Genomic DNA, 11706 nt, shown 5'->3' with positions numbered 1-11706 from the left:
GTTCACTTCTTCTTCAAGTTTATCTTTGCGGGGGTCGACAATATCAGGCGATGTCTTCTGCTTTCTATATTCTTTCGATGCCATTTCAGCGTCTCGTTGCCGAGCTTGCGCTTGCTGTTGGCTAAAAAAAGCATCCAGTGCACTTCGTGATGTTAATGAGGTCGCAGGGCGACTTCCCTTTTCTGATACTACTGGGGCCGGTGCAGAAGGTGTGGCCTCCTTCGTTATCGATGTGGGGTTTTGAACCGGCTCCTGACTCACCTTTTCAGCAGGCACGGGCTCAACGGGCTCAATGTCGACTTTCTCGATTTGAGGTAAAGGTTCTTCAACAGGCTGTGTCGCCGGCGGTGACGCAATGGCGGGCTGCGGCAAATTTTCTTCGCTAGTGACTGCCGGTCTCGGTGCTTTGAACACTAATCTTGCGTTAATTGGAGGAGGCAGTTCGGGGGCTGGAATAGTCCTGTTCCTTTCAGCGGTTGCGAGAATCACAATCAGTACAGCGTGTATTACCACAGATGCAACAAATACCCCTCGTCGCTTTTTGCTGTGAGGCGTCTCAATATGTGGCCTCTGAGGCGCAAAGAAAGGGCTTTCCATTATTTCCATACGCATCAAAGACCTGAATAACTGCTTGAAGTTCCGTCATTTACAATACCATTTCCTAACAGTTTTTACCTTCGCACCAAATTGGTGCTATCGGTGTCTAGTGATCACATGTGGTGCAAAAAATTCACATTTTTTATTCATCGATTTGCATAAATATATGATTCTGTTGGATTAAAATTTATGGCATAGGACTTGTCTTAGATTGTGAAAACCCGCTTTAAGCGAACACAAACAACCATTATCTGGGAGCAACACATGAAACTAGTCACAGCTATCATCAAGCCGTTCAAGCTGGATGATGTTCGTGAAGCCATTTCAGAGATCGGAATCGACGGCCTGACCGTTACCGAAGTGAAAGGTTTTGGACGTCAGAAAGGACACACTGAACTGTACCGCGGTGCTGAATATCAAGTGGATTTCTTACCAAAAGTAAAACTGGAAGTTGCAGTTGCAGCTGATCAGGTTGAGCGTCTGGTAGAAGCCATCACCGGTGCAGCGAAAACTGGCAAAATTGGTGACGGTAAAGTATTTGTCTACGACCTTGAACATGCAGTACGTATTCGTACCGGCGAAACTGACGCAGACGCGCTGTAAAAAACAAAAAGAGAAATTGCGGAGAACACAATGGAAATCACATTCGAACTTGGGTATGCATTAGATACCTTCTATTTCCTGATTTGCGGTGCGTTGGTCATGTGGATGGCTGCGGGCTTTGCAATGCTGGAAGCGGGTCTGGTACGAGCGAAAAATACAACTGAAATCCTGACCAAAAACGTCGCGCTTTACGCGATTGCCTGTACCATGTACATGATTTGCGGTTACAGCATCATGTACGGTGGTGGTGACTTCACTTTATTCCTTTCTGGTATTGTTGGTGACGGTGCAACTGGCGTTGCTGAAGATGCAGCCACTTACGCGCCATCTGCTGACTTCTTCTTCCAGGTAGTATTTGTAGCGACTGCTATGTCTATCGTATCTGGTGCGGTTGCTGAGCGTATGAAACTGTGGGCTTTCCTTACTTTTGCGGTTGTGATGACTGGTTTCATCTACCCAATGGAAGGTGCTTGGACTTGGGGTGGCGAAGCCGTATTCGGTATGTACACGCTGGGTGATGAAGGTTTCTCTGACTTTGCAGGTTCTGGTATCGTTCACATGGCTGGTGCTGCTGCTGCGCTTGCTGGCGTACTGGTTCTTGGTGCTCGTAAAGGTAAATACACTGCAGATGGCAAAGTTAACGCTATCCCAGGTGCAAACCTGCCACTGGCAACATTAGGTACATTCATCCTGTGGATGGGCTGGTTCGGTTTCAACGGCGGTTCAGTACTGGCTACTGCTACTGTAGAAAGCGCAAACGCAGTTGCAGTTGTATTCATGAACACTAACGCTGCTGCCGCTGGTGGTGCTATTGCTGCTCTGCTGCTGGCTCGCATCATGTTCGGTAAAGCAGACCTGACTATGGTACTGAACGGTGCGCTGGCTGGTCTGGTTGCTATCACTGCAGAACCTTCTACACCTACTCCGCTGCAAGCGACACTGTTCGGTGCGCTGGGTGGTCTGCTGGTTGTAGTCTCTATCCTGTTCCTTGATAAACTGAAAATCGATGATCCTGTGGGCGCTATCTCTGTTCACGGTGTTGTTGGTCTGTTAGGTCTGTTACTGGTTCCTGTTACTAACGATGGTTCTACTTTTGGTGGCCAGCTGTTAGGTGCATTAACCATCTTTGTATGGGTATTCGTTACCAGCCTGATCGTTTGGGTAGTACTCAAAGCAATCATGGGTATTCGAGTATCTGAAGAAGAAGAGTTTGAAGGTGTTGACGTTGCAGAATGTGGCCTGGAAGCTTATCCAGACTTCACTTCTGGTCGTTAATACAGACTCCAGGAGACTTGATCAGGCAATTTAAAATACAACTATAATGTCTGACTCACCAAACTTATAACCCCGCTTCCCGCGGGGTTTTTTCTTTCTAATCAAAAAAACTTACTGCATAAATCACTAAATTCGATTGGTCGGTTTTCTGCCCATTGTTGTACTAAAGTAAACGTAAAAGTAAACACCACAACAGTGACACTCTGGAGACCAATGTGAGCAAGAAACCAACTCTTACTACAAGCGCCGGTGCACCGGTCGAATCGAATCAAACAACCCGTACAGCAGGGGCCCGTGGCCCGGCACTGTTAACCGACTATCAGCTTATCGAAAAGCTGGCGCACCAAAATAGGGAGCGTATTCCTGAGCGCACGGTGCACGCCAAAGGCTGGGGTCTGCAAGGCACATTCACCGTGACTCACGACATCAGCAAATATACCTGTGCAAAAGTATTCAACGAGATCGGTAAGAAGACCGAAGTACTAAGCCGTTGGTCCACGGTGGCCGGAGAGTCTGGTGCTGCTGACACCGAGCGTGATGTGCGTGGGTTTAGTTTGAAGTTTTATACTGAAGACGGAAACTGGGATATGGTAGGGAATAATACGCCAGTATTCTTTATCCGCGACGGTTACAAATTCCCTGATTTTATTCGTACCCAAAAGCGTCACCCTAAAACCAATTTACGTAGTCCCGAAGCCATGTTCGACTTCTGGGCAGCGCAGCCAGAGTGTGTGCATCAGGTAACCATTTTGATGTCTGACCGCGGTATTCCTAAAAACCCCATGTACATGAATGGTTATGGTTCTCACACCTTTAGCATGTGGAATGCAGAAGGGGAACGTTTTTGGGTGAAATTCCACTTTAAAACACAGCAGGGCCACGAGCACTATACCAATGAAGAATCTGAAAAGCTGATTGGTAAAACCCGTGAGTCGTATCAGGAAGATCTGATCAATGCGGTGGAAGAGGGTAAGTATCCAAAATGGACGCTTTATATTCAGGTAATGCCAGAAGAAGAAGCGGGCAACCAGGCTTACAATCCTTTTGATTTAACCAAAGTGTGGCCACATAAAGACTTCCCGTTAATCGAAGTGGGTGAGTTGGAAATGCACACGGTGCCTGAGAACTATTTCCAGATGATTGAAAACGCGGCTTACAGCCCGTCTAATGTGGTACCTGGTATTGGTTTTAGCCCGGATAAAATGCTGCAGGCAAGGGTCTTTTCCTATGCCGATGCCCATCGCTATCGCCTGGGTACGCACTACGAAGCATTGCCAGCTAACGCGGCTAAGAACGCCAAGGTGAATCATTATCACAAGGATGGTGCTATGCGCTTCTTCACGAATGATTTCGACAATCCAGACGCCTACTATGAACCGAATCAGCATAATGGTCCGGTAGCACAGGTTGAAAATCCTGAACCGCCATTGCGTATTGATGGTGACGCAGACCGCTATTTTCAGGAAGACGCCGATATTGATTATGTGCAACCGCGCGCGTTATACGAAATGTTCTCGGACGAACAAAAGCAACGCTTATACAACAACTATGCTGCCGCGATGGGACCTTGTTCCGATAGCGTGAAAGAGCGTTGGTATGCAGTGTTGGAAAAGGTACATCCTGATTACGCCGCCGGTGTGAGAAAAGCCAATGAAGCACTTGATTCTGACGTAAATGCCGTGCCAGTAACCGATGACACGCCGTTAGAAGACAACTAATTGCTGATAAGCTAATACAGTAAAAAGCCCGGCTGAAAAGCCGGGCTTGGTTGTTTAAACTCGCTGCTAAATGTATTAAACGGTTATGCAGCTAGTCTGTGCGCAAACACCTAGGCGGTTTGCGCTAAATCTACAGCTTGCGTTGCGTCTTCATCTGACTCTTTAACCAGATATTTCGCAAGCTCTTCGTCCGTCACTAAACGCATTACGCGCATACCTTCCTGCTCGTAATCCTGGTTAATCAAACCTAACTCAGCAAATTGGGAAAACATATCGCAAGTCGGGTAAGCGCCCCATTTCTGTTTGAATACTTCAGCGTTCGCAACGATATCGCAAAGGTGATTAACCGGCGGGTTGTAGTGAGCATGGAACTGCTTAAACACCTGTTTGCCGGTATTCAGCAGATAAAGGCCCGCTTTACTGCAGCGCGCAGCAAAATCGAGGTCACCTATACCAAAACCGTGGTAATCGAGGTCGAAGCCGCCTACGCGCTCGTAATCGATACGGGTGATGCCGAAGATGTTGGTATCGAAATTAATAAACGGTACTTTCTCAGGTGCGGTCACATTCGGGGCAACCAGTGATTGCAGGTAGCGTTCATCAATGTTATCTACTTTCTGTTCAAGCTGACTGACGTTAGCGGTGACCACTTTGCCAACGCCAAGGGATTTGGTCAGATCGCCAAGTAGGGTCTCTGGACAAATGCAGTCTACATCCAGGTAAATAAATTTATCGGTTTTGCAGGTGTCAAAGCCGCGATTACGGGCTTTGGGAATGGGAAGCTCTTCGCTTGCTGCAAAACGGTGCACAATAGGGAATTGCTCGCTACTCAGCAGCGATTCATCACTGGGGGGCGCCATCCACACAATCACCATTTCTTTTGGTTGAACAGTGGAGCGTTCGATACTGCTAATCAGGTTAGACAACTGCTGGGTACGTCGCTTTACAATAGTAACAATACTAAATTCAGTGCTCATGGCGTCGTCTCTCTGTCGGTTCATGTCCTAAAGGACGGGTTTAATAGTGATCCACAGATACGGCTAGTGGTGAGTCATTTGAGCAAAACAGTCAATTGATCGAAAAGAACACTGCAAACTTAGTTCCATCTTTCAACTTTAGTATAGTTCAAATGGTAACTATGCGACTTGTCGATAATTATTCTTTTGAACACTGTAAAGGGCGAATCGATGCAAGCTTTGTAATACACCATAAAAGCCTTTAAAGTCGGTAAATATTACAGGCACAGTGCACTATGGAGAGGATAATTGAACAATAACAGAGCAACCATCAAGCAGGCAGTCAAACTGTTCTGTGCGGCATGTTTTATGACAAGTGTGAGTTACTCTGTTAGTGCTTACGACAGGGTAACCGGAAAAATGTTTGCCAGCCGCTCAGAAGTTATTGCGCAGCACGGTATGGTGGCCACTAGCCAACCGCTGGCAACCCAGGTCGGGTTAGACGTGTTAAAGCAAGGCGGCAATGCGATCGACGCGGCAATAGCTGCGAATGCCATGTTAGGTTTAGTCGAACCCACCGGAAGTGGTATTGGCGGCGACCTGTTCGCCATTGTCTGGGATGCAGAAACAAAAAAGCTTTACGGGCTTAACGCTTCAGGACGTTCTCCGCAGTCTCTCACCAAAGATATCTTCCTCGATAGAGGGTTGAGTAAAATCCCGTCATTCGGGCCGCTGCCTGTGTCGGTGCCTGGTGCAGTTGACGGCTGGTTCGAGCTTCATAGCCGTTTCGGCTCACTGCCCATGTCATCTATTTTGACGCCGGCTATCGAATACGCCAAGCAAGGCTTTCCCGTGAGCGAACTCATTGCTTACTACTGGGACATGAATAACAAACGAATCGGACAATATCCCGGTTTTGCCGAGACTTTCCTGCCAGACGGAAAGCTTCCACAGAAAGGTGATACCTTTAAAAACCCTCGTCTTGCTGCGACTTACGAAAAAATCGCAACGGGCGGACGTGATGCGTTCTACAAAGGAGATATTGCCCGCGTTATCGATGCGTACATGAAAGCGCAGGGCGGTTATCTGAGTTACGAAGATTTGGCTGCGCATACGTCAGAATGGGTCGAACCTGTATCGACCAATTATCGCGGCTATGATGTTTGGGAGTTGCCGCCCAACGGACAAGGCATTGCTGCACTACAAATCCTCAATATTCTTGAACAGTACGATATTGCGAGTATGGGATTTGGTTCTGCTGATTACATCCATACTTTTGTCGAGGCGAAAAAACTGGCTTTCGAAGACCGCGCTAAATTTTACGCCGATATGCACTTCGCCAGCGTGCCGGTAGATTGGTTAATCTCTAAAAACTATGCTGAACAGCGCAAAGCCCTTATCAAAAATGATACCGCGGCGAAGCGCTATGATGCCGGATTGTACGACGGCGACACCATCTACCTCACTGTGGCAGACAAAAGCGGCAATATGGTTTCTCTTATTCAGAGTAACTACCGCGGCATGGGCTCGGGTATGACGCCCACCGATCTCGGTTTTATTTTGCAGAACAGAGGGGAGTTGTTCACGCTGGAAGAAGGCCACGCCAATGAATATCAGCCAGCAAAGCGTCCGTTCCATACCATCATTCCGGCTTTTGTTACTAAGAACGGCAATCCCTGGTTAAGCTTTGGCGTAATGGGCGGTGGCACGCAACCGCAGATGCACGCGCAAATCATCGTAGATCTCATCGATTTCGGTATGAACTTGCAGGAAGCGGGTGACGCGCCTCGTATTTTGCACTCTGGTTCGAGCAGCCCTACAGGCGCACTGATGACCGACGGCGGTTTCGTTCATTTAGAATCTGGCGTGAGCGCACAGGTAAAACGCGAGTTGCTGGAACGGGGCCATACACTGCAACCTGCGGTGGGAGTTTATGGCGGATACCAGGCGATTATGTGGGATAATAAGCGAAAAGTTTACTTTGGTGCCTCAGAAAGCCGAAAAGATGGACAAGCCGCGGGTTATTGAGCCAAACTAATACCTATAGGTCCGGCGGAAAACACCATAAATTCAATAACCAGCGGGCGAATGGAAGAATAAAATGAGTCAACCTCAAAAAGGGGTGTGTGCTGAACCAAACCTGCATGCGCAGTATTTGCTGCTAAATGTCGTGGATGACGATGCGGAAACGGTTAGAGGCAAACTCGCCCGGGTTTTGGATATTTTTGATTACTACGAAAATGAGCACTACGAGGCCATGCTGACGGGGATGGTCGCCATTGGTGCTAATTTCTGGACAGAGGTGTACCCCGGCTTTATTCCTACCGAGCTGGCGCCGTTTCCTGATATGCAGTGTGAAGACAGAACCGCGCCAGCGACACCCTGCGATCTTTTCATTCAAATTCGTGCCGACCGTCTCGATATCTGTCATGCCGTAGGCATGGAGGTCATGGAGCTGTTGCGGCTGCATGTCGAGCTGGTAGAGCAAGTCCGCGGCTTCCGCTATCTCGATGGCCGGGATCTCAATGGCTATATTTATGCCCCCGATAACCCGCGAGGCATGCAGCGGCGAAAAGTGGGGTTGATTAACGATGAGCAAAACGAATTTGTTGCGGGAAGTTACGTGCACGTTCAGCGTTATCGCCACGATTTGCGGCGCTGGGAAAGTTTGTCTACGAGACAGCAAGAGCAGGTGATGGGGCTCACTCGCGAACATAACCTTGTCAGTCAAGAGCAAAATCCTATGTCGCACTGCATTAGAGCAAGTGTGAAGTTCGCTGACGATGATTTACCGGGGTTAATTAAACAAGGTATGCCGTACGGCGACCTGAGCACACAGGGGCTGTTTTTCGTTAGCTGCGGTGCCAGTGCACAGCCATTTAAAGCCATGTTGCATAGCCAGGTATTTGGGACAGGCGATGGCGACTATGATCGCTGGCTGGATTACACCAGTGCAGAAAATGGGGCGGCGTTTTTTGCTCCTTCTGTCACCTTCATCCGCGAACACGCGAAACAAAGCCTCGAGTAAGTTGCAGGGTGCTTACTGGCTCAGGCTGAGGGCGCCGTCCCAGTCTTTCGGTAAGGTTAATCCGCGATATTGCAGGCACACGTCAATATGATGCTGAGCAAGCTTATCTTCAGGATTAATTTGCTGTGCTTTCATGAAGTGGGCCAGCGCATCATCCCATTCCTGACGAATTCGACAGGCTAATCCGGCGGCGATTTGCGTTTGTACTGACAGACGCGCTTTCTGCTCTGCTTCACTAAGATGTTCCAGCACTTCATACACTTCAATGGCAGACTGACGCCCTTTCACTCGCACCCAATCGAGCAAGCGTGTTTTAAGCGGATAATCGGCGCCAATGGTTTGCAGGGTTTGCGCACTCACAATGATATCGGCATTGTATTTCGGCGTTAGCGACTCGAGTCGAAACGCGATATTCACACTGTCTCCAAGTACCGTGGTATCCATACGGTCATCTGAACCTACAGTACCAATAATAACAGGGCCAAAGTGAATGCCGATGCCCATGTTGATAGGCAGATACTCGCAGTTGTCGCGATGTGAATTGTATAAAATCAGCGCTTTGCGCAGGTCGATGGCAGCCTGAATAGCATCCCGTGCTTTATCTTTTGGCGAGCCACCGGGATGGTCGAACAGCGCCATGATGGCATCGCCGATAAACTTATCGATGAAGCCGCGATTCTGGTGAATAGGGTCGTTCATACGCAGGAAGTAGGAATTCAGAAACTTCATCAATTCCTGTGGGCTTAAGCGCTCTGAAAGGCCAGTGAAACCGCGTATATCGCAGAACAGGATTGCCACTTCGTCTTCGTCAGCGTGACCCAATTCCAGGGTTGAGGCCGGCCCATGTTTTGCAAAATGCTCAACAAACTGGCGTGGGACAAACTTCTGAAACGTTTTGGTTAGCAGCATGGCCTCATTGGCTTTCTCGGCATAGCTAGCTTCCCGTTCATCGGGAGAGTCTTTGATGGGCGTGTTGCGCGGATGCGTGTTTTCTAATTCATTCTTCAGGAAACGGATTTCCTGACGCTGCTGTTGCAGCAAATACACGGCGACACCGCCAAGGGCGATAAGCAGAATTATGAGTAACCAACTTAACGTCATGGTGTCACCGCAATCCGGGTTTTACAGCGAACCCAGCACTTTGTCAGCTGCTTCGAGGGTTTTTGCTACCACATCTGCAGTATGCATACTGGAAACAAAACCTGCTTCGTAGGAAGCGGGTGCCAAATACACACCTTCTTTCAGCATGCCGTGGTAGAACACTTTAAACTGTTCCTGATTACAGTTAATCGCCTGTTGATAGTTGGTCACCCGCTCAATATCAGTAAAGAACAGGCCAAACATGCTACCGGCCACATTGGTGCTCATGGGAATGCCATGTTTGTCGGCAATCGCTTTGAAACCATCGGCCAGCGCCTGGGTCTGGGTGAAGATTTCTTCGTACATGGCGTCGTTATCAATTTGGTCCAGTGCGGCTAAACCTGCAGCCATAGCAACCGGATTACCTGACAAGGTGCCAGCTTGATAAATCGGGCCGGTGGGTGCGATATGTTCAATGATGTCGCGACGACCACCAAAGGCACCTACTGGCATACCACCACCAATGACTTTTCCTAAGCAGGTAAGGTCGGGCTTGATGTTGTAACGAGCCTGGGCGCCACCTTTAGCCACGCGGAAGCCTGTCATCACTTCATCAAAAATCAGCACGCTGCCGTAGTCATCACAAATTTTACGCAGGCCTTCTAAGAAACCTGGTACCGGAGGAATACAGTTCATGTTGCCGGCCACCGGCTCAACGATGATACAAGCAATGTCGTCGCCGTATTCTTTGAAGATAGCTTCAACGCTTTCCAGGTTGTTATATTCAACCGTTAGCGTGTGCTGTGCTACGTCAGCAGGCACGCCAGGTGAGCTTGGTACGCCAAGCGTCAGCGCGCCCGAACCGGCTTTTACCAGCAGAGAATCGGCGTGACCATGGTAGCAACCTTCAAACTTAACCAGTCTGTTACGGCCTGTGAAACCACGGGCCAAACGAATGGCTGACATGGTGGCTTCGGTACCGGAATTCACCATGCGTACCATCTCCATAGACGGTACCAGTTGGCTGACTTTCTCAGCCATGATGATTTCTGCTTCCGTTGGCGCACCAAAGCTCAGTCCATTCTGCGCAGCGGTAACCACCGCTTCACGAATTTTGGCATTGTTGTGACCCAATACCATTGGCCCCCATGACTGCACGTAATCGATGTAACGATTGTCGTCGGCATCCCAGATATAGGCGCCGTCGGCTTTGGTGATAAACCGTGGCGTACCACCTACGGCTTTAAACGCGCGTACCGGCGAGTTCACGCCGCCTGGAATGGTTTTCTGAGCGCGGGCAAATAGGGCTTCTGATTTTGTTGTCATAGTAATTACTGGCTCTTATTTGTGTACCAAACCACGTCGCGTTCATATTTTGCGACCAAATCCTCAACGCCCAGCGTGAGAGCAAAAAGTGCCATTCTTACCAACACACCGTTATCGGTTTGGCGGAAGATAGCGAGGTTTGGATTGGAATTTAAATCGTTATCAAGCTCGTTAGCTTCCATACGGGAATCTCGGGGAAGTGGATGCATGATCACGGTTTTTGACTGAAAATGTTTGGTGTAAATGGTTTGATTCAGGCGGAATCGGCCACGGTATTTGTTGGCTTCTTCCTGTGAGGGGAAACGCTCTTCCTGAATACGGGTTTGATAGCAGATGTCGGCTTCAACGCGACCATCGATATGGTCGGTGATGGTGAGCTTGTGACCGGCATTTTCAATCGCATCGATAATGTAATCGGGCATCGCCAGCTCAGCAGGTGCAATCAGCGTAAAATGAATGTTGTCGAACAGACACAGTAACTTAGACAAAGAGTGTACGGTTCGGCCATAGCGTAAATCGCCAATCATGGCGATATGCAGTCCATCGATGCCTTTGCCATTGTATTCCAGCTCACGTTTAATGGTGAACAGGTCGAGCAGCGCCTGTGTGGGATGCTCGTTGGCGCCGTCACCACCATTGATAACCGGTACCCGGCTACCTTCGGCAAATTCTGCCACTGAACCGGCCTGCGGATGGCGCATGGCGATAATGTCGGAATAACCACTTAACACCCGCGCGGTATCGTACAACGATTCCCCTTTCGCCAGGGCTGAGTTACTCATGCCGGTCGTTTCTCTTACTTCACCGCCTAACAGGTTGAAAGCGGTACCAAAACTCACTCGTGTTCGGGTGCTGGGTTCGAAGAATAAATTGCCCAGAATGGCGCCATCCAGCACGGTCGTTCGTTTTTGACGACGGGCGTAAGGTTCCATTGAATGGGCCACAGCGAAAACTTTTTCGATGGCGTCACGGTCGAATTGATTAACCGAAAGAATATGATTGCCAGTAAACTGTGACATTAAGCGCTCTCAATAAGTGAAACAAACCTGAATAGTTTATCAAAAACCGCTCTAGGTGTAGAGATAAGATCGCTAAATAGGATTGTGAGTTTTTCTTCATGCAA

General features: G+C 48.8%; 10 protein-coding genes. 5 read left to right on the top strand and 5 right to left on the bottom strand.

Annotated elements, in window-relative coordinates; genetic code table 11:
- The coding region (locus ACXAFQ_RS12390; RefSeq protein WP_474822418.1) for a hypothetical protein at positions 1-414 on the bottom strand (414 nt) is incomplete at its 3' end.
- 447 nt (positions 415-861) lie between these two features.
- On the opposite strand from ACXAFQ_RS12390, the gene glnK reads away from it, so the two are divergent.
- From glnK to ACXAFQ_RS12375, 3 genes are all read left to right on the top strand, one after another.
- Positions 862-1200: a P-II family nitrogen regulator gene (gene glnK, locus ACXAFQ_RS12385; protein ID WP_070126601.1), complete on the top strand. Its 339-nt coding sequence runs from the start codon at positions 862-864 to the stop codon at positions 1198-1200.
- A 30-nt stretch (positions 1201-1230) separates the two neighbouring features.
- Entirely contained in the window at positions 1231-2475 is a 1245-nt protein-coding gene (locus ACXAFQ_RS12380) for an ammonium transporter (RefSeq protein ID WP_474822412.1), read from the top strand.
- Between the two features lie 215 nt (positions 2476-2690).
- Positions 2691-4193, top strand: coding sequence for a catalase (locus ACXAFQ_RS12375; protein WP_474822407.1), 1503 nt, complete (start codon positions 2691-2693; stop codon positions 4191-4193).
- A 110-nt stretch (positions 4194-4303) separates the two neighbouring features.
- Here ACXAFQ_RS12375 and ACXAFQ_RS12370 read toward each other — a convergent pair whose 3' ends face one another.
- A complete protein-coding gene (locus tag ACXAFQ_RS12370; protein WP_474822405.1) occupies positions 4304-5170 on the bottom strand; it encodes a glycosyltransferase family 2 protein in 867 nt (288 codons plus the stop codon).
- A 348-nt stretch (positions 5171-5518) separates the two neighbouring features.
- Between ACXAFQ_RS12370 and ggt the strand changes: the two genes are divergently transcribed.
- Together ggt and ACXAFQ_RS12360 are read left to right on the top strand one after the other, a co-directional pair.
- Positions 5519-7177: a gamma-glutamyltransferase gene (gene ggt, locus ACXAFQ_RS12365; protein WP_474822492.1), complete on the top strand. Its 1659-nt coding sequence runs from the start codon at positions 5519-5521 to the stop codon at positions 7175-7177.
- A 73-nt stretch (positions 7178-7250) separates the two neighbouring features.
- A complete protein-coding gene (locus ACXAFQ_RS12360; protein ID WP_474822400.1) occupies positions 7251-8177 on the top strand; it encodes a Dyp-type peroxidase in 927 nt (308 codons plus the stop codon).
- A gap of 12 nt (positions 8178-8189) precedes the next feature.
- Here the strand turns inward: ACXAFQ_RS12360 and ACXAFQ_RS12355 are convergent, their stop codons facing one another.
- From ACXAFQ_RS12355 to ACXAFQ_RS12345, 3 genes are read right to left on the bottom strand one after another with little or no spacing between them, the layout of a single operon-like run.
- Positions 8190-9278 carry an adenylate/guanylate cyclase domain-containing protein gene (locus ACXAFQ_RS12355; protein ID WP_474822396.1) on the bottom strand — a complete coding sequence of 363 codons (1089 nt, stop codon included), beginning with the start codon at positions 9276-9278 and terminating at the stop codon, positions 8190-8192.
- A 21-nt stretch (positions 9279-9299) separates the two neighbouring features.
- A complete protein-coding gene (hemL, locus tag ACXAFQ_RS12350) occupies positions 9300-10583 on the bottom strand; it encodes a glutamate-1-semialdehyde 2,1-aminomutase (RefSeq protein WP_474822392.1) in 1284 nt (427 codons plus the stop codon).
- A 5-nt stretch (positions 10584-10588) separates the two neighbouring features.
- Complete coding sequence (locus tag ACXAFQ_RS12345; RefSeq protein WP_070126482.1) at positions 10589-11602, bottom strand: aspartate carbamoyltransferase; 1014 nt, start codon at positions 11600-11602, stop codon at positions 10589-10591.
- Between the last annotated feature and the right edge of the window lie 104 nt (positions 11603-11706).

The organism is Alteromonas sp. ABH2_165 (genome assembly GCF_056159945.1).
The sequence above is the reverse complement of the archived record's forward strand: the minus strand, read 5'-3'. Positions and strand labels throughout refer to the sequence as shown.

Excerpts from the sequence above, each read along its gene's own strand:
- ACXAFQ_RS12345 (WP_070126482.1), bottom strand. The coding sequence starts at position 11,602 with ATGTCACAGTTTACTGGCAATCATATTCTTTCGGTTAATCAATTCGAC.
- ACXAFQ_RS12360 (WP_474822400.1), top strand. The coding sequence starts at position 7,251 with ATGAGTCAACCTCAAAAAGGGGTGTGTGCTGAACCAAACCTGCATGCG.
- glnK (WP_070126601.1), top strand. The coding sequence starts at position 862 with ATGAAACTAGTCACAGCTATCATCAAGCCGTTCAAGCTGGATGATGTT.
- hemL (WP_474822392.1), bottom strand. The coding sequence starts at position 10,583 with ATGACAACAAAATCAGAAGCCCTATTTGCCCGCGCTCAGAAAACCATT.
- ggt (WP_474822492.1), top strand. The coding sequence starts at position 5,519 with ATGACAAGTGTGAGTTACTCTGTTAGTGCTTACGACAGGGTAACCGGA.
- ACXAFQ_RS12355 (WP_474822396.1), bottom strand. The coding sequence starts at position 9,278 with ATGACGTTAAGTTGGTTACTCATAATTCTGCTTATCGCCCTTGGCGGT.
- ACXAFQ_RS12380 (WP_474822412.1), top strand. The coding sequence starts at position 1,231 with ATGGAAATCACATTCGAACTTGGGTATGCATTAGATACCTTCTATTTC.
- ACXAFQ_RS12370 (WP_474822405.1), bottom strand. The coding sequence starts at position 5,170 with ATGAGCACTGAATTTAGTATTGTTACTATTGTAAAGCGACGTACCCAG.